The sequence below is a fragment of the Rhodanobacter hydrolyticus genome, assembly GCF_044904645.1.
On sequence record NZ_JADIKK010000008.1, the window covers coordinates 2,912,199 to 2,938,797 of the forward strand.

Genomic DNA, 26,599 nt, shown 5'->3' on the forward strand with positions numbered 1-26,599 from the left:
GGGCAGGACCGCAACAAAAAGGTAATGGGGACGACATGAATCGATTGTTGCCCGGGAACGTCTTTGCGCAACGTGCCGAGGCGGCAGACCGTGTACCGGCACGCTCGCCTTCGCTGCGGCACAATTCAGGGATGCCTCACGAATCTCCCGCCCTGCGCGCCCTGGTCGACGACCGTTATGCTGAACTGGTGGCGCGCTGTCGCGCTGCCGGCGTGCCGTTGCATGACGATGCGGGCGTGGCCGAGCGCATCCGCCGCACGCTGGCGGCCAGCGATTTCGCGTTCGAGGCATGGCGCGCCCAGCCCGCACTACTGTCGCCTGCGGGGCTGGAACGCCTGCGTTCGAATGCCGATGCCGCGACGCGCATCGATGCCCTGAAGTTGCCGGAGGACGAGACACCGACGCTGGCCGCGCTGCGCCGCTTCCGCCACGCCGAGGCGCTGCGACTGGTGTTCCGCGACGTCAACGGCCTGGATGAGCTGCCGGATACCCTCTCCGCCACCAGCGTGCTGTACGAGGTGCTGCTGGACGTCGCGCTGGGCTGGAGCGAACGCGCTCTGGCCGAACGCTACGGCCACGCGCGCAGCAGGCAGGGCGAGCGGCAGCGGCTGGTGGTGGTGGGCTTCGGCAAGCTGGGAGGCGCCGAGCTCAACTTTTCCTCCGATATCGACCTTGTGCTGGCCTATCCGCATGGCGGCGAGAGCGACGGCGCCCGTGTGCTCGACAACGGTGAGTACTTCGTGCGGCTGGGACGGCAATTGGTGCGCCTGCTCAACGAGCCGACCGTGGACGGCATCTGCGCGCGCGTCGACCTGCGCCTGCGGCCGTTCGGCAACGCGGGGCGGCTGGCGTTGTCGTTCGCGGCGATGGAGCAGTACTACCAGCGCGAGGGCCGCGACTGGGAGCGCTACGCTTGGATCAAGGCGCGCCCGGTAGCCGGCGATCGCGCCGCAGGCAAGCAATTGCAGGAGCTGCTGCGGCCTTTCATTTACCGCAAGTACCTCGATTACACCGCCTTCGCCGGCCTGCGCGAGATGAAGGCGTTGATTGATGCGGAAGTGGCGCGCAAGGAGCTTTCCGACAACCTGAAGCTTGGTTCCGGCGGGATTCGCGAGATCGAATTCATCGTGCAGCTCGTGCAGTTGATCCGCGGCGGGCGCGAGCCCAGCCTGCGCGTGCGCGGCTTGCTGTCTGCGCTGGCCGCATGCGAGGCTCGCGGCCACATCCCCGCCGTGCGTGCGAAGTCGCTGCGCGCTGCCTATGTGTTCCTGCGCCGGCTGGAGAACCGCGTGCAGATGCTGCGCGACGCGCAGACCCATGACGTTCCCGATGACGCGTTGAGCCGAGAGCGCATCGCCTTCGGACTGGGTTGGCCCGCGTGGGATCCGCTGGCGGAAGAGTTGGCGAAACATCGCGAGATCGTCGCCAACGAGTTTGCCGCCGTGCTGATGCCGCAGGGCGGCCGCGGTGCGCGCATACCCGAGGCTGACGCCGCATTGTGGCAGGCAGCCTGCGCCGGAACGCTGGAGGCCGGCATGCTCGAAGCCAGTGGTTTCACACCTGGCGCGGAGGTGGCCGATGCGCTCGCCAAGCTGCCGCAGGGCGGCGCGGTGCGTGCCATGTCGGCGCGTTCGCGCGAACGGCTGGATCACCTGATGCCGCAGCTGATCGCCGCCGCGCGCAACAGCGCGGCACCCGTGCCTTGCCTGTTGCGCCTGTGCCGGCTTACGCAGGCGGTGGCACGGCGGTCGTCCTATCTGGCCCTGCTCGAAGAGCAGCCTGCCGCGCGCAAGCGGCTGGTCGCCCTGTTTGCCGACAGCGCTCTGCTTGCCGAGCAGGCCATCGCGCAGCCGTTGCTGCTTGACGATGTGCTCGATCCGCGCATCGACCAGTTGCCGTTCAAGCGCGCCGACATCGCCGCCGAGATCGCACGCGTGCTGGCGACGCTCGAAGAGCGCGAGGCGGAAGCGGAGCTGGAGCGCATCAACGAGTTCCAGTCCTCCACCGCATTTCGCCTTGGCCTTGCCTTCAACGACGGCCGGGCCGACGCGGCGGCCACGGCGCGTCGCCTCGCGGCGCTGGCCGAGTCGGTAGTGGGCGCGGTCACCGCGTTGGCCGAGCGTGAGCTGGTTGCCCAGCATGGACGCCTGCCCGGGGAGGGCTCCGGTTTTGCGGTGCTGGGCTATGGCAGCCTTGGCGGCGAGGAACTGGGCTTCGCCTCCGACCTCGACCTGGTGTTCGTGTACGACGGCAAGCGTGCGCAGGCGACCAGCGACGGCGCACGGCCCATCGAAGGCGCGCGCTGGTACCAGCGGCTCGCCCAGCGCGTGATGAACTGGCTTACGGTGCCTACCCGCGCGGGCCGCCTGTACGAAGTGGACACGCGGCTGCGTCCCGACGGGTCCAAGGGCCTGCTGGTCGGCAGCCTCGACGCCTTCATCGCCTACCAGCAGAGTCGGGCGTGGACATGGGAGCACCAGGCTCTGTTGCGTGCCCGCCCGGTGGCCGGCGATGCCGCGCTGGGCGCGGCCTTGGCTGCGGTGCGCCGCAACATTCTCGGCGTGCCCCGCGAACCGGCCCGCGTGCTGGCCGAGGTGAGCGAGATGCGTCGTCGCTGGCGCGCCGAGCGCGACCGCTCCGACGCGATGAACCTCGACCTCAAGCAGGGGCGCGGTGCGTTGCTCGACATCGAGTTCGTGCTGCAGGGACTGGTGCTGGCACATGCGTCCGACAAACCTGCTTTGCTCGGCGCCACTTCCAGCACGGCCTTGATCGAGGCGTGCCGAGCCGCGGGCTTGCTGGATGCCAACCAGGCTGCGATCCTCGCCGTGGCGCATGCCGAACTGCTGCGTCGTGCATTGGCCTGCACGCTCGATCTGCGCCCGCGCATCGCGCCGCGCGATACGGAGCTGGAGCAGTTGCGTGCCAGCGTTGAGGCGGTCGCCGATGCGCAGGGTTTCGCATTCTCCGGGGCTGCCGGCTAGGTTTGCCGGCCGCTGGAGGCGCTTGTCTGGGGCCGCGCCAGCAGGGCAATATCGCAGCCGGGTCGACAATGTCATCCAAGGGGATGGTTTTGCCGGCCGAAGGGGTTGCATGGCACGGGTGTCGCACGTGGTGCTGTTGGCGGTGCTGGGCTGCATATCCGGTATGCGGCCGGCAGCGGCATTGAGCCCGCATCTGCCGATCCACGCCATGACCACCGACCACTGGAACGTCGAGCAGGGCCTGCCGCAGATCACCGTGACGGGCATCGCCGAGGACCGGGCCGGCTTCCTGTGGGTCAACACCCAGGCCACCGTGGCGCGTTTCGACGGCAAGCAGTTCGTCGCGTTCGACCGTGCCGCCACCGGCATTGATACCAGCATGCTCACCGCGATCTGGGCCGACCCGCAGGGGCAGGTCTGGTTTGGCGGCGCGCGTGGTCTATTGCGCGAACAGCAGGGGCATTTCACCGCGCTGGGCGGAGATGCCGTCAACGCGATCATCGATGCAGGCGATGGCACGCCGCTGCTGGCTACCTCGAACGGCCTGGCCCACCTGCGCGCTGGGCGTATCGTCGCGGTGCCGGGTTACCGCGGGCCGGCTTTCAGCCTGCTGCGCGATGGTGCGACTTTGTGGGTGGGCGGGCTGGGGCGCGTGTGCCGCGTCGTCGCCAAGCCCGATTCGCCCGGTGCAACCTGCATCGCCCTGGACGCGGGCCATGCCCAGATGGAGGTCATGCAGTTGGCTTCCAACCGGGGCCATCTGTGGCTGGGTACGCGCACCGGTTTGCTGCGCTTGGATGGCGACCGCATCGTCGCCGCGGGACTGGGCAACGAGCTCGACACCACGTCGATCGAAAGCCTGCTCGCTGATCGCGACGGCAACCTGTGGATCGGCACGGTGCCGGGACTGTATCGACTGTTGCCTGACGGCGTGCTCGAGGAGGCGGCCGACGATGACATCGCACCCAAGCCCTGGGTGCATGCGTTGCACGAGGACCGCGACGGCAACCTGTGGCTGGGTACGCACACCAACGGTCTGTACCGCATCTGGAACGGCTGGACGCATCGCGTGTCGTCACGCGACGGGCTGGCCGATCCGCTGGTGTGGAGCGTGGCCCGCGCGCCGGACGGAAGGATCGTGCTGGGCACCAATTCCGATGTCGAGATCTATGACGGCCATGGCGTGCACCCTTGGATTGCCGGCAACCGGTTGCCCAACCCTTCCGCCTATGAGCTTTACTACGACCGCCACGGCCGGCTGTGGGTGGGCACTCGCGGCGGCATCGCGGTTTTCGATGGGGCGCGCGACATTACCCCGCCGGCCTTGTCCGCGTTGGCCAGCCTGCAGATTGACGATGTGCGTGAAGTCGCCGACGACGACGTGTGGATCGGCACGACCGGCGGGCTGTATCGCTGGCATGCGGGCCGTCTCGACCGCCTCGATGCCGGATCGTCCGCGCCGGCATCGATCATCCGCTCGATCCTGCCGCTGACGCCCGATCATCTGTACTTCGGCACCGAGGATGGCGTCCGCGAATGGCGCGATGGAAAACTGGTGCAACCTGCGTGGGCCGAGCCGCTGCGCGGACACTTCGTGTCGCGCGTGGCCCTGTTGGGGCCGGGGTTGCTCGGTGTCGCCACTACCGACGCAGGCGTCGGCGTCGTGGCCAACGGTTCGTTGCGCATGACTACCCAGAAGGACGGTTTGCCTGGCGACAACGCATGGTCGCTCGACGTGCTGGGGGGAAACCTCTACGCCGGCACGATCAACGGCGTGTGGCGGTTGCCGATGGCGCAACTGCCGATGCCCGGTTCGCCCGGGGGCAACGTGGTACCGCAGCAGCTCGCCGGTGAGCAACGCCTCACGCGGCTGCGTGGTTCGCATTGCTGCAATGGCGGTGGCGGCGCACGCAGCCTGGTGATTGGCGCCACCGTCTGGTACAGCACCACGGACGGCATGCTCGGCATCGACACGCGTGCCCTGATCGAGCCGCCGAAGCCGCCGGACGCGAGAATCGAATCCGTCGAGCGTGGCGGCCACTTGCTTCCCGCCGGCGCGCTCGATCTGACTGACGGTTCGCGCGACCTGGTCATCCATTACACCGCGCCATATCTGCATGTGGGCGAGCTGCATTTCCGCTATCGGCTGGACGGCTACGACACCGACTGGCAGGAAGTGGGTGCGCGCCGCGCAGCGTTCTATACGCATCTGCCGCCGGGGAAATACCGTTTCCGGGTTGCCGTATCGCTTCCCGGTGCGTCGGGCTTCGGTCGCGAGGCGGACATAGCGATACGGATCGAGCCGCGCTGGCACGAGCGCATCCTGGTGCGTGTCGCCGCGGTACTCCTCGCCGTGTTGGTGATTGCCCTGCTGGTGGTATGGAACCAGCGTGCGCAGCGCCGGCGCAGTGCCCAACTGGAGATGGAGGTCGAACGCCGCACCGCCCAGCTCGCGCGTGCGGTGGAGCGTTTGCGCGTGGCCAACCTGGCGCTGGCCGAAGAGAGCCACACCGACGCGCTGACCAAGCTGCACAATCGGCGCTACCTGCTGCGCCTGCTGCCCGGGCTGCTGGCGAACCACCGTCGCATCGGTGTGCTGCAGATCGATATCGACTACTTCAAGCAGGTCAACGACAACTATGGCCATGCAGCGGGCGACGCCGTGCTGCGTGCGCTGGGCAGCTTGCTGTTGAAGTCGCGGCGCATCGACGACATTGCGGTGCGTTGGGGAGGCGAGGAGTTCCTGCTGCTGCTGCCCGGTGCCGAAGTGGTCGATGCGCAGGAGGTCGCGGGGCGCCTGTGTCGCGAAATCGCCGAACAGGATTTCGCCGATGGCCGCGGTGGCAGGATCCGGTTGACCGGCTCCGTCGGCTTCAGCCAATACCCCCTGGCCGCGCACCCGGACAGCGGCAATTTCGACGCCGTGCTCGAGCTGGCGGACCTTGCGCTGTATCGCGCCAAGCAGGACGGTCGCAACACCTGCGTGGGATTGGTCGCCACCAGTCCACTACTGCCGGAAATCCTGGCTCATCCCATGGCGCCGCAGATCGGCGCACTGGTCGCCGCGGGGCGTTTGCGCTGGGTGCGTGCGGAGCGCTGAACGGGCTATCGGATCGGATTGTCGCGATCGCCCAGCATGCGCGCATGCAGTTCCGCTGCGATGGCGGCAGTCTCGCGCAATGGCAATTGGCGCGAGGGGGCATCCTCATCGAGATCGTGCAGCAGGCCGCGTCCGCGCAGGGCGTAGTGGAATCGCGCCAGCTTGTCCGGCAACGCGGCGACGACGTGGGTGTGCACGGCGCAGCCCACGGCGCAGGACTCGCTGAGCATGTTGACGGAATCGGGCGTGACCACCAGTCGGTCGGCCCAGCCCAGCACGCCTGGATAGGGGTTGCGACCATCGTCTGGCCCGGCCCACACCAGTCCAGGCACGTCGGCCAGCGCCTGGCGGAAGACAGCCAGTGCCTCCGGCGGCGTGCGCCGGGAAGCGAGCGCCAGCAGGCTGCCGCCTTCACGCCGGTGGCGGGCGAGCAGTTGCGCGGCGAGTTCACTCGCGTAGTCCGTACCAAACGCGAACTGCTTGCGCGTGCCGCCCAGCAGCACGCCCACACGGGGCTGCGGCATTTCCTCGAAGGCGGGGCAGGCGTCGCGGCCATCGGCCAGCCACGCATCGTTCACGGGATTCAGTGAGCCGAGCGGCACCAGCACGTTGGGGCCATTCAATTGATCGTGGGACGGTGCGATCACCGTGTCCCAGTGGACGGGGTCGATGCGCGGATCGAGGATCTGCACGGTATGGCATTGCCCGTGCGCGAGTCGCCGCAGCATGCGGGTGAACAGTGCCGTGGCACGCCCGCAGCCGATGGCCAGTCGCGGCCATGGTGGCGCGAACTGCGCGCGCTGGCCGGCCGGCAAGGCCAGCGTGCCCCCCAGCGTGAAGCGCGGCGACAGCCACGACCACGGTGCGCGCGGTTCCAGCACCAGGTGCCGCACCGGCATGCCCATCAACTCGGCCAGCGCCAACGCCTGCCGCTGGTTGCCGGCAGCGGCGTCGGTGATTGCCCAGCACTCGTTTCTCAACAACGACATGCGGCGATTGTTTCCCGTGCGTACACGCTGCGTTGCGCCTGTCTGCGTTTATCGGCAGGCAGCTTGCCCATAAACTGGTGCAGCATAACGGCGAACGGCTGGCTTCCGGCCGACGCCTTCTTTCCCTACTGCTACTGCCGCGGAGAACTCACATGCGCATGTTTCGTTATCTCTTGATCGCGGGCCTGCTTGGCGCCGCGGTTGCTGCCCAGGCCAGCCCGGTCAGCTACAAGATGGATCCTGGCCACACCATGGTGCTGTTCAGCTGGAATCACTTCGGTTACTCCAACCCCACCGCCAACCTCGGCTTGGGCGAGGGCACGCTGGTGTTCGACCAGCAGGATCCGTCGAAGTCCTCGGTGGACGTGACCTTGCCGCTGAGCGGCCTCGACACCCATGTGCCGGCGCTGGACAAGCATCTGAAGGAGGCCGATTTCTTCGATGCCGCCAAGTATCCGGTGGTGACCTTCAAGAGCACCGGCGTGGTGCCGGTGGATGGCACTCACTTCAAGGTGACCGGCAACCTGACCGTACATGGCGTCACCAAGCCGGTAACGCTGGATGCGACGCTGAACAAGATTGGCCCGCATCCGATGATGAAGGTGCAGGCCATCGGTTTCGACGCCACCGCCACGCTGAAGCGCTCGGATTTCGGCATGGGTGCCTATGTGCCTATGGTGAGCGACGAGATCCAGGTGCATATCACCACCGAGGCCGAGGTGCCGAAGCAGTAATTCGCCCAGCGGAAAGACAGGCCCGCGTCGGTGACGGCGCGGGCTTTTTTTTGCTACCGCCATCCATGACGGTCCCATATGGCCACCGTCAGCGCGATCCCGGAAATGCTTCCGGCAAATTTTGCTGCCGGTGCAAGGTGGCCTGTTACCATGCGTGGCATCACAATCCTGCCCGGAACCTCCCCATGCCAGCCTCCGCCGCGGCCGTCGCCCCGATTCCGTCGAATGCCGAAAATCGTTACGAAGTGACGCGCAACGACCTCCCGTTGTCCTGCCCGATGCCGGGCATGGCGCTGTGGAATTCGCATCCCAAGGTGTATTTGCCTGTCGTCGACGACGGTGGCGAGTCGGTTTGTCCTTACTGTGGCGCGCGTTACGTCCTGCGCGATTGAGTAAGGCCGTTGTTCAGGCTTGCGGCGGCATTTTTCTTGCTTGGATAGCAAGATGAAGCTCATGCACCAGGATGCAGGCCCGCAGGCAGGAACCATGTCCGGCAGCGTCGGCACTACACCGCGACTGACCGTCGTCCAGCTGATCCCGACGCTGCAGTCGGGTGGCGCGGAGCGTTCCGCGCTGGAAGTCGCCCGCGCGCTGGTGCAGGCGGGGCACCGTTCGGTCGTGGTTTCGGCCGGCGGCCGGCTGGTGGAGCAGCTGGTAGCCGAAGGCAGCGAGCACATCATGCTGGACATCGGCCGCAAGTCGCTGGCCACCCTTTGGCGGATTGGTGCATTGCGCAAGCATTTGCAGGAACTCCAGCCCGACATCGTGCACGCGCGTTCGCGCCTGCCGGCGTGGCTGGGGTGGTGGGCGCTGAAGGGACTCAAGCAGCGGCCGCACTTCGTCACCACCGTGCACGGGCTCAACTCGCCGGGACGCTACAGCGCGATTCTGCTCCGCGGCGAACGCGTGATCGTGGTTTCGCAGACCCTGCGTGACTACGTGCTTGGCCATTACGGTTGGCTGGAGCCAGGCCGCGTGCGAGTGATTCCGCGCGGCATCGACCCGGACGCCTTCCCGTATGGCCACCGCCCGGATGAATCGTGGAAGCGCGCGTTCTTCTCCGAACACCCCGGACTGGCTGGTGCGCCGCTGCTCACCCTGCCGGGGCGCGGCACGCGGCTCAAGGGGCATCACGACGCCATCGAACTGCTGGCCGACCTCAAGCGCCGCGGCATCGACGCGCGCTTGCTGCTGCTGGGTGTGATCGAGGCAGGCCGCGAGGCCTATGTGGAGGAATTGCGCGCGCTGATCCGCTCACGCGGCCTGGAGTCGCAGGTGGCGTTGACGCCGCCGCGCAACGACGTGCGCGACATCTACGCGATCTCCAGCCTGATCCTGCAGTTGTCGAACAAGCCCGAATCGTTCGGACGCACTGTGATCGAGGCGCTGTCGCTGTGCCGCCCGGTATTGGGTTATGCGCACGGCGGCGTAGGTGAACTGCTGGCCGAGCTGTACCCAGCCGGCCGCGTGCCGCCCGGTGATCGCGAACGGCTGGTGGAGCGCGCCGCCGAATTGCTGCGCGTGGCACCGCCAATCCCGATGCTGCAGTCTTATCGCCTGGCCGACATGCAGCAGGCCACGCTGGCGTTGTACGAAGAAGTGGTCGCCGGCTGACTCGCGCGTCTCACTTACAATGCGGGTTCGTCGTTGCCACGGCACCCGCATGAGTCTCTCGCCCGACTCCCTGAAATCCGCACTGCGTTCGCCGCTGCTGCCATTCTGGCTGGTAGTTGCCTTGTTGCCGTTCGGTCGCAGCAGCGAGTTCGGCACCTTTCTCTGCGCGGTGGGCACGGCCGTGATGCTGGTGCGTGCGCCGCAGGCCTTGCGCGGGCAGGCCGGTGCGCGGCTGCTGCTGTGGTTGCTGGCGGCCTACATCGGTGCAGCGCTGGTCTCGTCTTTCGGTTCGCTGGCGCCAGGCAAGAGCTGGGGCACGGTGGCCGCCTTGCTGCGCTACCTGCCACTGGGCCTGTTCGCCTGTGGCGTGATCCGCGACGAACGCCGCCTGTACGCCTTGTACGTGGCAGTGGCTTGCGTGCTGGCATGGTGGACACTCGATGCCTGGACGCAGGCGCTCACGGGGTGGAGCCTGGGCGGCCACGCCGAAGCCGAACGCATCTCAGGCATCTTCGGCGCACGCAACCTCAAGCTCGGCCCGACCCTGGCAGTGCTGTCGCCGTTCGCGCTATGGGCAGCACGGCGGCGCTGGGGGTTCGCGGGGTTGGCGATTGCCTTTCTCGTAATGCTGGGACCGATCCTGCTGGCCGGTTCGCGCGCGGCATGGCTGTGCTACGGATTGGTGGCGCTGGCCTTTGCCTGGCGCGAGGCGCGTTCGTGGCGGCGCTTCATGCTGTATTGCGCGTTGGGCGCAGTGGCGCTGGCAGCGGTTGGCGGTGTCGCGTGGCGCACCTCGGCACGCTTCGATGCGCGCATGGAGCGCACGCTGGACGCCTTGCACGGCACGCGGCTTGGATTGGACCAGGCGCTCACCGGCCGGCTGGAAATCTGGCGCGACAGCCTCAGGATGATCGCCGCGCATCCGGTCAACGGAGTGGGCGTGCGCGCCTTCCGTTATGCCTATCCGGAGTTCGCGCCGGCGGACGACCACTTCGTGGTGGTGGAGTCCTGCGGCGAAGGCGAAGGCGCCTGCCATGCACACCAGATCGTGCTGGAGATCCTCACCGAAACTGGCGGCATCGGCCTCGTGCTATGGCTGGCTGGCGTGGTCCTGGCGTTGCGCGTTTGGCGACGCGTGGGTGCGGCGGCGCGCGAACGCGCGTTCCCGGTCACCTTGGCGCTGGCCGTGATGCTGTTTCCGTTGAACACCCATCTGGCCTTTTACTCGGCATGGTGGGGCCTGCTGTTCGCCTGGCTGCTGGGGCTGTGGTGTTCAGCATTGTTTGCCGGCATCCCTGCCGGCAAAGCCAAAACCGGCGTCCCTGCCGGACTCCTCAAAGAAGCGCTTCCTTCGGAGTATCGCGATGCAGCGTGAGCCGCTGTCGGTGGTGGTGATCACCTTGAACAATGCGGCCACGCTGGATGCATGCCTGTCCGGCGTGGATTGGGCCGACGAGATCGTGGTGCTGGACTCAGGTTCCACCGACGACACGGTGGCGATCGCGCAACGCCACGGCGCGCGCGTGGCTACGCATCCGTTCGATGAATTCGGCCCGCAGAAGCAGCGCGCCATCGGCATGGCCAGCCACGACTGGATCCTCAATCTCGATGCGGACGAAGTGCTGTCGCCTGCCAGCCGTGCGGTGATCGAGCGTGCGCTGACGCAGCCGAGATACGCGGGCTTCCGCCTGCCGCGCCGCGAACGCATGTTCTGGACAGTGCAGCACCCGTGGAGCTGGCGCAACGCGCATCTGCGCCTGTACGACCGCCGCCGTGGCCGCATGAACGACGTGGAAGTGCATTCGGCGATGGAAGTGGAGGGACCGGTGAAGACGCTGTGGCGCGCCGACTTCATCAACGACAGCGATCCCGACATTGCTGCCCGCATCGATCGCATCAACCGCTACAGCAGTGCGCTGGTGGCGCACAAGCTGCGCCGCCGCCAGCGTTTCACCGGGCTGCGCATGGTGATCTATCCACCGGTGTTCTTCCTGCGCCAGTACCTGTTCAAGCGCTACTTCCTCAGCGGCTGGGCGGGCTTCATCGCCAGCGTGGTAGGCGCGAACTACGTGTTCCTGAAATACGCCAAGTTGCACGAGGCACGCCGGCGGATGCTTCGCGATCAGGGATGATCGCCAGGAACAATGACGGCAGGTTCAGCCGGGTCCCGCAACCAGCTGGCGCACGAACTCCGCAGCGATCACCGGCGTGCTGAAACGCTGCAGTACGAATTCGCGCGATGCGGCGGCCATGGTGCGGCGTTTCGCGTCGTTGCACAGCTCGAGGATGCCGTCGCGCCAGGCCGCGGTATCGCCGGGTGGCAGCAGCAGGCCGGTGACGCCGGGTTGCAGGGTCTCCGGGATCCCGCTGGCGTCGCTGCACAGCACCGGCACGTCGCAGGCCTGCGCTTCCACCGAGGTGCGGCCGAAGGCTTCTGGCGCGATCGAGGGAAAAGCCAGCAGCGACAGCGCGTTGTAGTACGGCGCCACGTCGGCAACCCAGCCGAGCTGGTGGTGGCGCTCCGGGAACGGCGAAGCCGCGATGCTGTCGCGCAACCGCTGGGTATCGATGCCGTCGCCCAGCCACAGGCAGTGCAGGCGAGGCTCCTGCATCATCGCCGCGTTGGCGGCGTCGAGCAGGGTGAAGATGCCCTTGCCCGCGTGCAGGCGGCCAAAGCAACCCAGTACAACGGCGCTCTCGTCCAGTCCCAGTTTCTTCAGCAGTTCGGCACGCTGCGCCGCATCCGGCCGGCACTGCTCCATGTCCACCGGGTTGTACAGAACTTGCACGCGCCCGGCTGGCATGCCGTGCTCGACGTAGTCGCGCCGTGCGTATTGCGACACCGCGAAGAACCGTTGCGCGCAGCGGGCCACCAATCGGGCCGAGACCCGGTTCATTGGCTTCAGGCGATGGCGGAACAGCGCCACGGGAATGCCGAGCAGACGGCCGGTCAGGATCAGCGGCCAGTATTCCTTGCCGAAGTCGCCGACCAGCCAGTCTGGCTTCAACTGGCGCGCCGCGGCGATGGTGGCACGGTAGCCGCGCAGGTCGAAGATGTTGCGGAAGCGACCCGGGTGCAGATGCACCGGCGTGCCTGACAGCGCCTGTGCCATCGGCGCGCCTGGATGCACCACCGCCTCGACGGTGTGGCCGGCCTTGGCCAACGCCTGGGTCAGGGTGACGAAGTGGGCCTCGGCACCGCCGTTCTCGCGGCTGGTGCCGGCAAACAGGAACTTCATCCGTGACGGTCCTCGTAGCCGGTGAACGTCCGCCATGCGAACTGCGGCAGGATATGGCTGCGCGCCACCGCCACGCGTGGCAATCGCCACAGGTCGTTGCCTGGCTGCGCGCGACCACGGTGGATCGTGGTCGCGGCTGCATAGCCGGCTGCACGCGTGGCGTCGACCACGCGGTCGTCGTAGTCGCCATAGGGGTAACAGAATTGCGTCACCGGTGCGCCGATCAGGTCTTCAAGATCGGCCTTGTTGCCGGCGATCTCCTCATGCAACTGTGCGTTGCTGCACTGGCGGAGGCGCGGATGCGTACGCGTATGAGCGCCTACTTCCATGCCGCCAGCGTGCCAGGCGCGCAATTGTGTTGCGTCCATCATCGGCTTGCGCACGCCGAGTTTGGCGTCGTCCCAATCGTTGTAGCGGCCGAGCGCGCCGCTTACCGCGTAGCAGGTCGCGCTGAAGCCATGGCGTTGCAGTACCGGCAGCGCGTTTTCCAGATTGTCGGCATAACCGTCGTCCAGCGTGATCACTGCGACGCGGCCCTGCCGCTCGCCGCGCAGGTATGGCATCGCCGCGCCCATCGAGAGCCCCGCGTAGCCGAATCGCTCCAGCAATGCCATCTGGCGCGCGAACGAGCGCGGGTGCACGTACAGGCTGCGCCAGCGCCGCAACTCGCGCGGTGGTGCGGCGATGTTGTGGTACATCAGGATGGGGATGGGCATGGCAGTCATGGTGCGTGCGTCGCCTTTGCGCGAGCTTTCAGTACACCGGCGGCATGCCGGGCGGGCGGGTCTTGAAGCGCTTGTGCACCCACAGGTATTGCTCGGGAGCCTCGCGCACCATCTGCTCGATGCAAGCGTTGACGCGGGCGGTGTCGGCTTCAGCATCCGTGCCGGGAAAGTCGTCCAGCGGCGCGGCGAGGCGCAGCACGTAGCCGCTGCCGTCGGGCAGCCGCCGATGGAAGAACGGGATCACGGCGGCGCCCGACAGGCGAGCAAGATGATGCGTGGCGGTGATGGTGGCCGCAGGCACGCCGAAGAACGGCACGAACGCGTTGTCCTTGCTGCGCATGTCCTGGTCGGGCGCGTACCACAGCGTGCCGCCGTTGCGCAGGTATTTCACGGTGCCGCGGATGTCGTCCTTGTCGAACATCGCGTCGGCATAGCCGAGGCGCGCGCGCAAAACCACCCATTCGAACACCGCCGAGTCCATCTTGCGGTACATGCCGGAGATGCGGGTGCGCTGCGAGACCAGCCGCGCGCACAATTCGAGATGCGAGAAGTGCCCGCCCACCAGCAGCACGCCGCGCCCTTGGGCGCGGGCGGCTTCGAGGTGCTCGATGCCTTCTATCGTCACCGGTATGCGTTCGATGGCGCGATCCGAACCCAGCCATCCCGACGCGAATTCCATCAGCATCAGGCCGAGGTCGCGCAGGTGGGCATCGACCAGCGTGGCCTGCGCCACGGCATCGAGTTCAGGGAAGCACAGTGCGATGTTGGTCGTCGCCACCGGTCGGCGCGCGTTGGGCACGATCTCGATCAGCTTGCCCAGGGCGCGCCCCAGCGCCATCCGCGCGCGATAGGGCAGCAACGCCACCAGTTTGATGACGCCAATGCCCAGCCAAGCCGGCCAATGGCGTGGTGCGAGCAGGGAACGGTGGAAGTCGGGGCGTGGGGTGCCGGGCATCCGCGGCATTGTAATGGACTGCTCCCTGCGCCCCGTATACTCGGCCACCATCTTTGGAGCCGGCCTTGCGCTTTCTCTACACCCTTGCGATGTACCTGGTGACGCCGCTGATCGTGCTGCGGCTTGCGTTGCGCGGCTTCCGCTCGCGGCCGTACTACTGGCGCTGGGCGGAGCGTTTCGGCTTCTTCAAGGCCCCGCTGAACCTGCGCGACAGCCTGTGGGTGCATGCGGTGTCGGTGGGCGAAGTGAACGCGGCCGAGCCGCTGATCAAGGCATTGAAGCGCGACTATCCCGATGCGCCGCTGGTGGTGACCACGGTGACGCCTACCGGTACTGCGCGCGTGCGGCAGTTGTTCGGCGGCAGCGTGTTCCACGTCTACCTGCCTTACGACTTGCCGTATGCGGTGAATCGTTTCCTCGCCGGCGTGCGACCGCGGCTGGCGCTGATCGTGGAAACCGAGATATGGCCGAACCTGTACTTTGCCTGCCGCCGCCGCGGCATCCCGCTGATGATCGTCAACGCGCGACTGTCGGAGCGCTCGCTGCGCGGCTATCGGCCGCGGCCGCTGCGGGGCATGGTGCGCGCGGCGCTGGGTTGCGTGGACATGGTCGCCGCGCAATCGCGCACCGACGCGGCGCGTTACCGCCTGATCGGCGCGCCGGCCGAGCGCGTCATGGTTTGCGGCAACCTGAAGTACGACATGCCGGTGCCGCAGGATGCACCGGTGGCCGGCGCGCGCCTGCGCGAACATTGGGGCGCAAGCCGGCCGGTCTGGATCGCCGCCAGCACGCATGAGGGCGAGGAGCAGGCGGTGCTGGAAGCGCACCTTGCGGTGCTCAAGGGCCTGCCCGATGCGTTGCTGCTGATTGCGCCGCGCCATCCCGAGCGCTTTCGCCCGCTGGAGAACGCTGTGCGCAGCCTCGGGTTCGCCGCCGGCAGCTACAGCGTCGATGGCATGCCGGCGCCTTCGCACCAGGTATTCGTGATCGATGCGATGGGGCAGCTGATGCCGTTCTATGCAGCTGCAGGCCTGGCCTTCGTGGGCGGCAGCCTGGTGCCGATCGGTGGCCATAACGTGCTGGAACCGGCGTCGTTGGGCACGCCGGTACTGGTGGGACCGCAGACCTTCAATTTCGAGGAAATAACCACAAGCCTGATCGAAGAAGGCGGCGCGCTGCGCGTGCCGGATCGCGAGTCGTTGGGCGAGGCGGTGCAACGCCTGTTGCTCGACGACGAGCGCCGTCACGGCATGGGCCGTGCGGCCAGGGAGGTGTTCGAGCGCGAGCATGGCGCCGTAGGCCGTCTGATGGAACTGATAGCTGCAAAGCTGCGGAACTGAGCCCCAAGAAAAAGGCCGGCAGCGCCGGCCTTTTCGTAGCGGTCTGCAGACGGGTTACTGCAACAGCGAATTGGTGTTCTGCAGATCGTCGAGGCTGGCGGTGCCGGCGCTCTGCTTCAGCAGCAGGCGATCCAGCACCAGCTGGTGGCGCGACTGCGAGTAGGTGCTTTCCGCCTGCGTCAGGGTCTGGATCGCCAGCAGCACGTTGACCATGGTCTGCGTGCCCACGTTGAAGCCCGCACGGGTAGCGTCCAACGCTTTCTGCGCGGAATCGACCGCCGCCTTGCCCGACTGCACCTGGCTGACGCCAGCCAGCACCGAGCGGTAGTAGTTCAGCGTGCTTGCCTTCACCTGGCGGCGCTCGATCTCCATCGAATCCTGCGCGGCGTCGCGGTTGTAGACGGACTGGCGCACCTGCGACTGGGTGAGTCCGCCGGAGAAGATCGGCACGTTGAGAGTGAGGCCGATCGTGGTCTGCGACGGGGTATTGGAGTGGATCGCCGCGTCCTCGTACCAGCTCGCGCTCTTGCCGTAGCTGACGCTGGCCGTGATCGTCGGCAGGTGGCCCGCGCGTGCCGAGGTGACGTTCGCGTCGGCGGCCCGCACGTTCTGCTGCTGCGCCAGCAGGCTCGGGTTGTTGATCAACGCCTGCTTCACCCAGGCATCGGGATCGGCCGGGTCGGGTGCGTTCATCGGCAGGTCGTCGCGCAGCTTCTTCAGGTTGCCGGTGGGCTGGCCAGTGATCTGGCTGAGCGCCTCGCGGTCGTTGTCCAACGTGTTCTGCGCGGCGATGGTCGTCGCCTTGGCGCCTTCGTAGTAGCTCTTGGCCTGGTATTCGTCGGTGATCGCCGACAAGCCTGCCTTGTAGCGCGCGACGGCCTGGTCGTATTGCTGCTTGTACGCGTCCTCGTTGGCCTTGGCGAAGGTGAGCTGGTCTTCGTCGGTAAGCACGGTGAAATAGGCCGTGGCGACACGCACGTAGAGGTTCTGCAGCGCGGCTTCGTAGGTCTCGTCCTGCGCGTTCGCCGAGGCGTGCGCTGCCTTCAGGTTGGCGTACTTGCTGAAGTCGAACACGGTCTGGCTGAGGTCGAGGCCCAGGCTGCGCGTGCGGCTGTGGCCGAACGCGCTGGTGCTGATGAACTGGTTCGGATTGTTCGGATCCTGCACTTCGCCGCCGCTGCCGCCGGTGGTCTGGTTCAACGAGAGCGAACCGCTGATCTGAGGCAGCAGCAGCGCGCGTGCCTGATCCACGCCTTCGCCGGTGGCGAGGCGGGTGGCGTCGGCCTGGGCCAGCGTCGGGTCGTTGGCACGTGCCTGGCGATAGGCGTCGAGCAGGTCTTCGCCATGGCTGGGCAGCGAGACGGTGGCCAAGGCCAGAGCCAGGGTGAGCAGCTTCAAACGCATGATTGCCTCGTGGGGATCAGAGGGGAAGTTGGGCTTCAGAGCACGAAACGCGGCGCAGGCGCGGCGTTGACGAGGTAGGGCAGGTCGGTCTCGAGCAGGCTTTCCTCGCCTTCGCGGGTGATCAGCACGACTTGCTGCACGGGCGACTCGCCGCGGATCGCCAGCAGACGGCCGCCAGGCTTCAGCCAGCCCATCCAGCGCGACGGCACTTCGGCCACGGCGCCAGTGGCGACCACCACGTCGAACTGGCCTTCCGGCTGCCAACCGTTCACGGCTTCGCCGGTATGCAGCTTGGCGTTCGTCACGCCGGTGGCCTGCAGGCGCTGGCTGGCCGTGGCGGTGAAGTCGGCGTGGATGTCCACGCTGACGACTTCGGCGGCGAGGTTGGCGAGGCAGGCGGTGAGGAAGCCCGAGCCGGTGCCGATCTCCAGCACGCGGTCGGCTTCCTGCAGATCCAGCGCCTGCAGCACACGGCCTTCCAGCACCGGCTTCATCATCGTCTCGCCATGGCCCAGCGGCAGGCACAGGTCGGCGAAGGCGAGCTGGCGGTGCTCGGTGGCGACGAATTCCTCGCGCCGCACGCGGCCGAGCGTGTCGAGTACGCGACCGTTCAGCACCTCCCAGGGACGTACCTGGTTCTCCACCATGTTCGTCCGTGCCTGCTCGAAGTTCATCGCCATGTCTGCCGGGTTCCGTAGGAGTCGAAAAAAGACCTGAAAGGATAAGGGCTTGGCCTCGCCTCGACAACGGCTAGACTGCGGCCCGCACGTCGCATCACGAAGTGCCGGAAGTCACCGCGATGTGCTGACGCAAGTCATGCCTTGGACAGTGTCCGCGGACACTTTGGCTGCCATATGGCTGGAAATAAGTGAACCAAGGCGTATAATAAAGTCCTCGCATGACTTTGGGAAGGCGTTGGACATGAGCAGCATTTCGCCGGTCAGATCACAGGGGCCAGGGCGCCCGAAGGATCTGGAAAAGCGTGCGTCGATCCTCGCGGCGGCGAAGGCGCTGTTCATCCGCAACGCCTTCGCCGGCACCAGCATGGACGCGATCGCGGCCGAGGCAGGTGTCTCCAAGCTCACCGTCTATAGCCATTTCGGCGACAAGGACAATCTGTTCCGCGAGGTGATCCGCGCGCGCGTCGAGGACCTGCTGCCGGAAAACACCTATGACTACGACTCGCATGCCAGCGTGGAGCAAAACCTGCTGCGCGTGGCGCTGATCCATGCGCGGCTCGATTGCGACGTCGAGGCAGTGGGTACCTTCCGCGCCATCCTTGGCGATTGTCGGCAGGGCAACCCGCGTTTCGGCCGCTTGTTGTGGGAGGAGGGCCCGCTGCGCACGCAGGGCCTGATGGAACGCCTTTTGCAGCAGATCGTTGATGCTGGCCACCTCGCCATCGACGATGTGTCGCGCGCTAGCGTGCAGTTTCTCGCCCTCATCAAGGGCGACTTGTTCATGCGCCGCATGTTCGGTTGCGTGGATTGCAGCGAGAGCTACGCCGCCGAAATCGAAGCGACCGCACGCGCTGGCGTGGTCACCTTTCTGCGCGCCTACGCGACGCGCTGAACCAAGCGTCGAGTGCGCCGCACTCGCGGCATGTCCCGCTTCGTGCTTGAATAGCCGCTTGAGAAGCGGGGGTGCCGGCGCAACGGTCGGCTGAGAGAGTCCCTTCGAACCTGATCCGGTTAGCACCGGTGGAGGGAGCTTCGACGCACGATGCAGCGTTTCGTCGTGTGCTTGGCGCCGCCGCTTTGATTACTTCATGCGAGTGCATTCGCAAGGGCCCGTGCATTCTGCACGGTCGTATGCGAATCCCTCGCGTAGAACCGCACATCCTCGTGCGGATTTTCAAAGAAGCCTGTCCAAGCCGGAGCCAACCCGATGAATGCCTTGCCGTCCGACCTCGCGCGCGCCGCGCAGGAACTCTCCGCTGCCGTGACGCGACCGATCCCCGGGTCGCGCAAGATCCACGCGCAAGGCGGTCGTGCCGACCTGCGCGTGCCGCTGCGCGAGATCGCGCAGGCCGATACGCCGGCGATGTTCGGCGTGGAGAAGAATCCGGCCATTACCGTCTACGACACGTCCGGTCCGTACACCGATCCGGATTACGCGGTGGATCTGGCCGCCGGCCTGCCGGCGCTGCGCACGGCGTGGATCGCCGAACGCGGTGACACCGAGGCATTGGACGGTCGCAGTTCCGAGTTCGGCCGTCGCCACGCGAATGCGCCGGAGCTGGCCGCGATCCGCTTCCCGCAGCTGCCAACGCCGCGCCGCGCGAAGTCGGGCGCCAACGTCACCCAGATGCATTACGCGCGCCAGGGCATCGTGACGCCGGAAATGGAATACATCGCGATCCGCGAGAACCAGCGCATCGACGCGCTGGGCGACAGCGCGTTGCGCGTGCAGCATCCGGGGCAGTCCTTCGGCGCGGCGATCCCGCGCATCATCACGCCCGAATTCGTGCGCGACGAAGTGGCGCGCGGCCGCGCCATCATCCCTGCCAACATCAACCACCCGGAAAGCGAGCCGATGATCATCGGCCGCAACTTCCTCACCAAGATCAACGCGAACATCGGCAATTCCGCCGTGACCTCGTCGATTGCGGAAGAAGTCGAGAAGATGGTGTGGTCGATCCGCTGGGGCGGCGACACAGTGATGGATCTCTCCACCGGCAAACACATCCACGAGACGCGCGAATGGATCCTGCGCAACTCGCCGGTGCCGATCGGCACCGTGCCGATCTACCAGGCGCTGGAGAAGGTCGGCGGCGTGGCCGAGGAGCTGACCTGGGAGCTGTTCCGCGACACCCTGGTCGAGCAGGCCGAGCAGGGCGTGGACTACTTCACCATCCACGCCGGCGTGCTGCTGCGCTTCGTGCCACTCACTGCCAAGCGCGTCACCGGCATCGTCTCGCGTGGCGGCTCGATCATGGCGAAGTGGTGCCTCGCGCATCACAAGGAAAACTTCCTCTACACGCACTTCGAAGACATCTGCGAGATCATGAAGGCGTACGACGTGTCCTTCAGCCTCGGCGACGGCCTGCGTCCCGGCTGCGTGGCCGATGCCAACGACGCGGCGCAGTTCGGGGAGCTGGACACGCTGGGCGAGCTGACGCAGATCGCGTGGAAGCACGACGTGCAGACCATGATCGAAGGCCCCGGCCACGTGCCGATGCAGCTGATCAAGGAGAACATGGATCGCCAGCTGGAGAAGTGCGGCGAGGCGCCGTTCTACACGCTGGGGCCGCTCACCACCGACATCGCGCCCGGCTACGACCACATCACCAGCGCGATCGGCGCGGCGATGATCGGCTGGTTCGGCACCGCCATGCTCTGCTACGTCACGCCGAAGGAGCACCTGGGCCTGCCGAACAAGCAGGACGTGCGGGACGGCATCATCGCCTACAAGATCGCCGCGCACGCGGCCGATCTCGCGAAGGGACATCCGGGGGCGCAGGTGCGCGACAACGCGCTCTCCAAGGCGCGCTTCGAGTTCCGCTGGGAAGACCAGTTCAACCTCGGCCTCGATCCGGAAAAGGCCAAGGAGTTCCACGACGAGACCCTGCCCAAGGATGCGCACAAGAGCGCGCACTTCTGCTCGATGTGCGGCCCCAAGTTCTGCTCGATGAAGATCACCCAGGACGTCCGCGACTACGCTGCCGAACACGGTACCGGCGAAACCGAGGCATTGTCCGAGGGCATGGCCGAGAAGGCTGCCGAGTTCCGCGCGCAGGGTGCCGAGGTCTATCACAAGGCCTGAGGCATTCCATTGCAGTGATGTCGAAAAGCCAGGTGAATCCTTCACCTGGCTTTTTCATGCGCCTGCCTAGGCTGGTCGACCACGTCCGTTGCAAACAGTCGCAGGAGCCAGTCATGCCCAAAGCCAAGCCCTTCGTCAGCGACATCGAGGCCATCCGCAAGCGCGCGCGCCAGGACATCGACAGGGGTGCGATGACGAAGGGCTACAGGGCTGATCGTGACACCGTGGTGAAGCTGCTCAACCACGCGCTGGCCACCGAGATCGTCTGCGTGTTGCGCTACAAGTACCACTATTACATGGCTTCGGGCATCCACTCACAGTCAATCAAGCAGGAGTTCCTGCAGCATGCGAACGAGGAGCAGGGTCACGCCGACCTGATCGCCGAGCGAATTACCCAGCTCGACGGCAAGCCGAATTTCTCGCCTGAGGGCTTGGCTACTCGCAGCCATGCCGACTATGTGGAAGGCGAGGACATCGTGGACATGATCAAGGAGGATCTGGTGGCCGAGCGCATCGCCATCGACAGCTACCGCGAGATGATCGACTACGTGGGCAAAGACGACTCCACCACCCGACGTGTGCTGGAAGGCATTCTGGCGATGGAGGAGGAGCACGCCGAGGACATGAATACCCTGCTGGAGCAACTGGGCAAGAAAGGCGAGCCTGCCAAGGCTGCCCCCATGCATGGCGGCCACGCAGAGGGGAAGAAGCACGCGCGCAAGCGCGGCTGAGCCCGTACCGGCCGCCTGCGCATCACCAACCCGACAGCACCAGTTTGCCGATGCCGGTGCCCGACTCCAATCGGCGATGTGCCTCGCGCAGGTTCGTCGCATTGATCGGCGCAAGCGTCTCACGCCGAATGCCTTTCAGCTCGCCGGTATCGATCAGTTGCGCCACGCGGGCGAGGATGCGGCCCTGCTCGACCATGTCCGGCGTGCGGAAACGCGGCCTAGCGAACATGAATTCCCAGTGGATGCCGATGCATTTGGCCTTGTAGGGGTCGCCGATCCTGAGTGCGCCCTTCGGCTCTACGATCAGGCCCACGTGGCCTTGCGGTGCCAGCAGCTCGCCCAGCGTGTCCCAGTAGCGATCGGTGTCGGCGAGGTTGAGCGTGGCATCGACCTGCGCGAAGCCCTTCGCGGCAAGTTGTGTGTCCAGCGGTTCGCGGTGGTTGATCACGTGTTGTGCGCCCATCGCGCGACACCAGTCCGCGCTTTCGGGGCGCGAAGCAGTAGCGATTACGGTGAAGCCCGCGCGTCGCGCGAGCTGGACCGCGATCGAGCCCACGCCGCCCGCACCAGCGATCACCAAGAGTGATTTGCCTTCGCCGCCGTGCTCGCTGTCGAACGGCATGCGCTGGAACAGCAGTTCCCACGCGGTGATCGCCACCAACGGCAACGCGGCAGCATCGACGAAATCCAGCGTGCGCGGCATCGTCGCAGCGAGCCGAGCGTCGACCAACTGGAACTCGGCGTTGCTGCCCGCACGCGTGACATCGCCGGCGTAGTAGACGCGATCGCCGGGTTTGAAACCCTGCACCTCGGCACCCACGGCCTCGACCACGCCTGCCGCGTCGTAGCCCAGCACCTTAGGCTGCGCTTCCAATTGTGGCTTGGGTGAGCGCACCTTGGTGTCGACCGGGTTGACCGATACGGCTTCCACGCGCACGAGCAGGTCGGATGCTCCCGGCACGGGTTTAGGCAATTCCACGTCCACCAGCGAGGTGGGATCGTCGATGGGCAGGTAGCGGGTGAGGGCGACGGCTTTCATGCTTTCGACTCCGTGGGGATGGGAGGGGCCGCCACTAGTGGCGGATTGCGTTCGGTGAACATGCCGTTCCAGTAAGGGTAGTGCGGATAGGGCGGCACCACTGCGCTGGCGGCATCGAGCGCGGCGACCTGCACGGGCGTGAGATTCCAGCCGACGGCGCCGAGGTTGTCGATCAGCTGGGCTTCGTTGCGCGCACCGATCAGCACGCTGGACACGGTGGGCCGCTGCAGCAGCCAGTTGATCGCCACCTGCGGCACGCTCTTGCCGGTTTCCGCCGCGACACTTTCCAGCGCGTCGACCACGCGATACAGGCGCTCCTCGTCCACCGGCGGTGCGAAGCCGGCGGTGTCGTGCAGGCGGCTGCCGGCAGGCAACGGCTGGCCGCGGCGGATCTTGCCGGTGAGCCGGCCCCAGCCGAGCGGGCTCCACACGATGGCGCCGAGGCCCTGGTCCTGGCTGGCCGGCATCAGGTCCCATTCGTAGTCGCGGCCGATCAGCGAGTAGTAGCTCTGGTTCGCCACGAAGCGCGCGCTGCCGTAGCGCTCGGCGGCGGCCTGCGATTTCGCGATCTGCCAGCCGGCGTAGTTCGACACGCCGAGATAACGCAGCTTGCCCGCGCGCACCAGGTCGTCCAGCGTGGACATCACTTCGTCCACTGGCGTCATCGCGTCGAAGTGATGCAGTTGCAGCAAGTCGATCCAGTCCGTGCCCAGGCGCTTCAGCGCGCGGTCCACGCCGGCGATCAGGTGATGGCGCGAAGCGCCCACGTCGTTCGGGCCGTCGCCACTGCGCAAGGTGAGCTTGGTGGAAAGGATGGCACGCTCGCGCCGGCCCTTCAGTGCGGCACCGAGGATTTCTTCCGAGGCGCCGTCCGAATAGACGTCCGCGCTGTCGAACAGGTTGGCTCCGGCGTCGAGGCAGATGTCGACCAGCCGCTTCGCTTCGGCAACGTCGGTGCTGCCCCAGGCACTGAACAACGGACCCTTGCCGCCGAAGGTGCCGGTACCGAAGCCGAGTGCGGGCACCTTGAAACCCGAGCGGCCGAGAAAGCGGTATTCCATGACGAAACTCCGATATAGAGAGAGGGATCAAGCCTGCGTGCAGAGCACGGACGCTTGCGAAGCGCGGTGCCCGCGCAGCGCCCAGGCTGCCAAGGCGATGCCGACGACGGTCATCAAGGCCGCGATCCACGGCAGTGTGGCGAGGCCCGCGCCGCGCGCCACCGCTTCGCTGCCCAGCCACGCGCCCAACGCGTTGGCGAGGTTGAAGGCGCCGATGTTGAGGCTGGAGGCGAGGCTCGGGGCAGCGGAGGCGCGGCGCAGTATCCACATCTGCAACGGCGCCACGGTGGCGAACATCGCCATGCCGAGCAGGCCGGTGAACAGCACCATTGTCCAGCGTGCGTGCATCGCGAAGCCGAACACCACCAGCACCACGGCCAGTGCTGCCAGCGTGCCGACCAGGGCGTTGGAAAGGCTGCGGTCGGCCAACTTGCCGCCCAGCGGATTGCCGATGGCCATGCCAAGACCGAACACCAGCAGGACCGGCGACACCATCGCATCGCCGAAGCCGGTGATACGGGTAAGCAGCGGCTGGATGAAGGTATAGACCACGAACACGCCGGCGAAGCCGAACACCGTGGTGGCGAGGCCGACCAGCACCGGCGCGCCCGCGATGGCGCGCAGTTCCGTGCCCAGCGACACCGGTGCGGTGTCGTCGTGCGTGTTCGGCAGCAGCATGGCCAGCGCCGCCATCGCCAGCATGCCGATCGCGGTGATCGCCCAGAACGCTGCGTGCCAGCCAAAGTGCAGGCCCAGCCACGCGCATACCGGCACGCCGATCAGCGTGGCCAGCGCGAGGCCGTTGAACATGGTGGCGATGGCCGAGGCCTTGCGTTGTTCCGGCACCAGCGAGGTGGCGACCACCGAGCCCACGCCGAAGAAGGTGCCGTGCGCCAGCGAAGCGAGCACGCGTGCAGCCATCAGCGCGACGTAGCTGGTCGCCAGTGCGCAGGCGAGGTTGCCCAGGGTGAAGATCGCCATCAGCCCCAGCAGCACGGCCTTGCGTGGCAGCCTGCGCGTGGCCAGCGTGGTCGCCGGCGCACCCACGAACACGCCGAAGGCGTAGCCGGAGATCAGCAGGCCGGCGCTGGCGATGCTCACGCCCAGGCTGGCCGACACCTGCTGCAGCAGGCCCATGATGACGAATTCGGTGGTGCCGATGCCGAAAGCGCCGACGGCCAGCGCATACAGCGCCGGTGGAGTGCGGCTGGGGGTCATGAAGAGGATTCCGCGCGATGGAGTGCGTGCAGTCTGGGTGCTTGCACTGTCAGCAGAAACCACCAAAATGGCGATTCATTTTCAATGAATCATTGAAAGCCATGGATCGCCTCGACGACCTCGTTTTGTTCCTGCGCGTGCTGGACCAGGGCTCGATCAGCGCCGCCGCGCGCAGCCTCGATCTCTCGGTGGCCGTCGCCAGCCAGCGTTTGCAGCGGCTGGAACGCGGGCTGGGCGTACGCCTGCTGCAGCGGACCACGCGCAGCCTGCACCCCACCGCGGAAGGCCGCCTGCTGGCCGAGCAGGGGCGGGCGCTGGTGGAGGATCTCGATGCGCTCACCGCGGGCCTGAGCCAGAGCGCCGGCGATGTGACCGGCACGCTGCGCGTGACCATGTCGGCCGCGTTTGCCCGCGAATACATATCGGCGCTGCTGCCCGAGTTCCTGGCGCGCCACCCGAAGCTGCGCCTGTTCGCCCATCTCAGCGACGAGATGGTGGATGTGGTGGGCGCGGGTTACGACCTCGCCATCCGCATCGGTGCCTTGAACGATTCCAGCCTGGTGGCGCGCAAGCTGGCCGCCAACCGGCGCGTGCTGTGCGCCTCGCCGGATTACCTGCGCCGGTACGGCCGCCCGCGCACGCTCGCCGAGTTGGCGCGGCACGAATGCGTGTTGCTGTCGGGCCAGGACGTATGGCGTTTCACCGACCGCCGCGGGCGCGAACATGCAGTGCGCGTACAGGGGCGCTTCGAGACCACGCTGGGCGAAGCGGTGCGGGACGCGGCACTGGCCGGGCAAGGCATTGCCGTGCATTCGTTGTGGCATGTGCACGAGGCACTGGCTGCGGGCCGGCTGGAAGTGGTGCTGCCGGAGTACACGCTGCCCGAAAGCGGTATCTGGGCGGTGACGCCGCAACGCCGGCTGGTGCCGCCGCGCGTGCGTGCGTTCACCGAGTTCCTGGTCGAAAAGCTGGGCGATCCGCCACCATGGGAGCGTGGCGTGGCGGCGGCGAAACGCAAGGCGCGTGCACGCGGCGGCTGACGACGGGCATGAAAAACGGCGCGCCGCTTCGCAGCGACGCACCGTTCCCGTGCAGGGGGATCAGACCTTGGAAGCCTTGTAGCGCTCGACGCCGGTGCTGATCTCGGCCTTCGCCTCGTCGGCGCCGACCCAGCCGTCGATCTTCACCCACTTGCCCTTCTCCAGATCCTTGTAATGCTCGAAGAAGTGGCCGATGCGCTCCAGCCAGTGCGGCGACACGCCCTTGATGTCGCTGATGTGCGCGTAGCCCGGGAACACCTTGGGCGAGGGAATCACGAGCAACTTCTCGTCGCTGCCGGCCTCGTCGGTCATCTTCAGCATGCCGACCGGATGGCAGCGGATCACCGAGCCCACGGTCAGCGGCAGCGGCAGGATCACCAGCGCGTCCAGCGGATCGCCGTCGCCGCCCAGCGTGCCCGGCACGTAGCCGTAATTGCACGGGTAGCGCATCGGCGTGGACAGGATGCGGTCGACGAAGATCGCACCCGACTCCTTGTCCACTTCGTACTTGACCGGCTCGGCATCCTTGGGGATTTCGATGATGACGTTGATTTCGTCCGGCACGTTGCGGCCAGCGGGAACCAGGTGCAGACCCATGGGGATGTCCTTGCGCGATATAGGAGAAAGTTGGCCCGCAAGGATACGGCAAAACGCTGCTGCG

Annotated in this window: 22 protein-coding genes and 1 riboswitch; of the genes, 12 read left to right on the top strand and 10 right to left on the bottom strand. The window is 66.7% G+C overall.

Going from position 1 to position 26,599, the window contains the following annotated elements; genetic code table 11:
• The first annotated feature begins 131 nt into the window (after positions 1–131).
• Positions 132–2,984, top strand: a complete 2,853-nt coding sequence (gene glnE, locus ISP25_RS15670; protein ID WP_404615194.1) for a bifunctional [glutamate--ammonia ligase]-adenylyl-L-tyrosine phosphorylase/[glutamate--ammonia-ligase] adenylyltransferase — start codon at positions 132–134, stop codon at positions 2,982–2,984.
• A gap of 109 nt (positions 2,985–3,093) precedes the next feature.
• Positions 3,094–6,084, top strand: coding sequence for a diguanylate cyclase (locus tag ISP25_RS15675; protein ID WP_404615196.1), 2,991 nt, complete (start codon positions 3,094–3,096; stop codon positions 6,082–6,084).
• A 5-nt stretch (positions 6,085–6,089) separates the two neighbouring features.
• Here the strand turns inward: ISP25_RS15675 and ISP25_RS15680 are convergent, their stop codons facing one another.
• Entirely contained in the window at positions 6,090–7,073 is a 984-nt protein-coding gene (locus ISP25_RS15680) for a mitochondrial fission ELM1 family protein (RefSeq protein ID WP_404615198.1), read from the bottom strand.
• A gap of 152 nt (positions 7,074–7,225) precedes the next feature.
• Here ISP25_RS15680 and ISP25_RS15685 point away from each other — a divergent pair, with 152 nt between their 5' ends.
• The 5 genes from ISP25_RS15685 to ISP25_RS15705 all read left to right on the top strand — a co-directional run bounded on the left by ISP25_RS15685 (position 7,226) and on the right by ISP25_RS15705 (position 11,553).
• Positions 7,226–7,807, top strand: coding sequence for a YceI family protein (locus ISP25_RS15685; protein ID WP_192158108.1), 582 nt, complete (start codon positions 7,226–7,228; stop codon positions 7,805–7,807).
• A gap of 185 nt (positions 7,808–7,992) precedes the next feature.
• A complete protein-coding gene (locus ISP25_RS15690) occupies positions 7,993–8,199 on the top strand; it encodes a zinc-finger domain-containing protein (RefSeq protein ID WP_192158110.1) in 207 nt (68 codons plus the stop codon).
• Between the two features lie 94 nt (positions 8,200–8,293).
• Complete coding sequence (locus ISP25_RS15695) at positions 8,294–9,421, top strand: glycosyltransferase (RefSeq protein ID WP_404616327.1); 1,128 nt, start codon at positions 8,294–8,296, stop codon at positions 9,419–9,421.
• Between the two features lie 49 nt (positions 9,422–9,470).
• A complete protein-coding gene (locus ISP25_RS15700) occupies positions 9,471–10,796 on the top strand; it encodes an O-antigen ligase family protein (protein ID WP_404615200.1) in 1,326 nt (441 codons plus the stop codon).
• Complete coding sequence (locus ISP25_RS15705; protein ID WP_404615202.1) at positions 10,786–11,553, top strand: glycosyltransferase family 2 protein; 768 nt, start codon at positions 10,786–10,788, stop codon at positions 11,551–11,553. The genes ISP25_RS15700 and ISP25_RS15705 overlap by 11 nt, the downstream gene beginning before the upstream one ends.
• A 24-nt stretch (positions 11,554–11,577) precedes the next feature.
• On the opposite strand, the gene ISP25_RS15710 is transcribed toward ISP25_RS15705, so the two are convergent.
• The 3 genes from ISP25_RS15710 to lpxL are packed head-to-tail and all read right to left on the bottom strand — an operon-like array spanning position 11,578 to position 14,349.
• Positions 11,578–12,660, bottom strand: a complete 1,083-nt coding sequence (locus tag ISP25_RS15710; protein ID WP_404615204.1) for a glycosyltransferase family 4 protein — start codon at positions 12,658–12,660, stop codon at positions 11,578–11,580.
• Positions 12,657–13,376: a polysaccharide deacetylase family protein gene (locus ISP25_RS15715; protein ID WP_404616328.1), complete on the bottom strand. Its 720-nt coding sequence runs from the start codon at positions 13,374–13,376 to the stop codon at positions 12,657–12,659. Before ISP25_RS15715 ends, ISP25_RS15710 begins: the two co-directional genes overlap by 4 nt.
• 37 nt (positions 13,377–13,413) lie before the next feature.
• On the bottom strand, positions 13,414–14,349 hold the full coding sequence (gene lpxL / locus ISP25_RS15720; protein WP_404615206.1) for an LpxL/LpxP family Kdo(2)-lipid IV(A) lauroyl/palmitoleoyl acyltransferase: 936 nt from the start codon (positions 14,347–14,349) through the stop codon (positions 13,414–13,416).
• A gap of 56 nt (positions 14,350–14,405) precedes the next feature.
• On the opposite strand from lpxL, the gene waaA reads away from it, so the two are divergent.
• Positions 14,406–15,680, top strand: coding sequence for a lipid IV(A) 3-deoxy-D-manno-octulosonic acid transferase (gene waaA, locus ISP25_RS15725; protein WP_404615208.1), 1,275 nt, complete (start codon positions 14,406–14,408; stop codon positions 15,678–15,680).
• A 54-nt stretch (positions 15,681–15,734) separates the two neighbouring features.
• Here the strand turns inward: waaA and ISP25_RS15730 are convergent, their stop codons facing one another.
• Both ISP25_RS15730 and ISP25_RS15735 read right to left on the bottom strand, forming a co-directional pair.
• On the bottom strand, positions 15,735–17,084 hold the full coding sequence (locus ISP25_RS15730) for a TolC family outer membrane protein (protein ID WP_192158122.1): 1,350 nt from the start codon (positions 17,082–17,084) through the stop codon (positions 15,735–15,737).
• Between the two features lie 35 nt (positions 17,085–17,119).
• A complete protein-coding gene (locus ISP25_RS15735) occupies positions 17,120–17,764 on the bottom strand; it encodes a protein-L-isoaspartate O-methyltransferase family protein (protein ID WP_404615210.1) in 645 nt (214 codons plus the stop codon).
• A gap of 241 nt (positions 17,765–18,005) precedes the next feature.
• On the opposite strand from ISP25_RS15735, the gene ISP25_RS15740 reads away from it, so the two are divergent.
• The 3 genes from ISP25_RS15740 (at position 18,006) to ISP25_RS15750 (ending at position 21,580) form a co-directional block, all read left to right on the top strand.
• Positions 18,006–18,656 (top strand): TetR/AcrR family transcriptional regulator, encoded by a 651-nt coding sequence (locus ISP25_RS15740; protein ID WP_192158127.1) that lies wholly within the window; start codon positions 18,006–18,008, stop codon positions 18,654–18,656.
• 57 nt (positions 18,657–18,713) lie between these two features.
• A riboswitch (TPP riboswitch) is annotated at positions 18,714–18,810 on the top strand.
• 161 nt (positions 18,811–18,971) lie between these two features.
• The gene (thiC, locus tag ISP25_RS15745; RefSeq protein ID WP_404615212.1) at positions 18,972–20,849 is read left to right on the top strand and encodes a phosphomethylpyrimidine synthase ThiC; all 1,878 of its coding nucleotides are present in this window, start codon (positions 18,972–18,974) and stop codon (positions 20,847–20,849) included.
• Between the two features lie 113 nt (positions 20,850–20,962).
• Positions 20,963–21,580: a ferritin-like domain-containing protein gene (locus tag ISP25_RS15750; RefSeq protein ID WP_404615214.1), complete on the top strand. Its 618-nt coding sequence runs from the start codon at positions 20,963–20,965 to the stop codon at positions 21,578–21,580.
• 22 nt (positions 21,581–21,602) lie between these two features.
• On the opposite strand, the gene ISP25_RS15755 is transcribed toward ISP25_RS15750, so the two are convergent.
• Genes ISP25_RS15755 through ISP25_RS15765 form a run of 3 tightly spaced genes read right to left on the bottom strand, consistent with a single transcriptional unit; the run spans position 21,603 to position 24,898 of the window.
• Positions 21,603–22,619, bottom strand: a complete 1,017-nt coding sequence (locus tag ISP25_RS15755; protein WP_404615216.1) for a zinc-binding alcohol dehydrogenase family protein — start codon at positions 22,617–22,619, stop codon at positions 21,603–21,605.
• Positions 22,616–23,680 carry an aldo/keto reductase gene (locus ISP25_RS15760; protein ID WP_404615218.1) on the bottom strand — a complete coding sequence of 355 codons (1,065 nt, stop codon included), beginning with the start codon at positions 23,678–23,680 and terminating at the stop codon, positions 22,616–22,618. Before ISP25_RS15760 ends, ISP25_RS15755 begins: the two co-directional genes overlap by 4 nt.
• A 27-nt stretch (positions 23,681–23,707) precedes the next feature.
• Positions 23,708–24,898, bottom strand: a complete 1,191-nt coding sequence (locus ISP25_RS15765) for an MFS transporter (RefSeq protein WP_404615220.1) — start codon at positions 24,896–24,898, stop codon at positions 23,708–23,710.
• A gap of 101 nt (positions 24,899–24,999) precedes the next feature.
• Here ISP25_RS15765 and ISP25_RS15770 point away from each other — a divergent pair, with 101 nt between their 5' ends.
• Positions 25,000–25,938, top strand: a complete 939-nt coding sequence (locus tag ISP25_RS15770) for a LysR family transcriptional regulator (RefSeq protein ID WP_404615222.1) — start codon at positions 25,000–25,002, stop codon at positions 25,936–25,938.
• A 60-nt stretch (positions 25,939–25,998) separates the two neighbouring features.
• Here ISP25_RS15770 and ppa read toward each other — a convergent pair whose 3' ends face one another.
• On the bottom strand, positions 25,999–26,535 hold the full coding sequence (gene ppa, locus ISP25_RS15775) for an inorganic diphosphatase (RefSeq protein WP_404615224.1): 537 nt from the start codon (positions 26,533–26,535) through the stop codon (positions 25,999–26,001).
• Between the last annotated feature and the right edge of the window lie 64 nt (positions 26,536–26,599).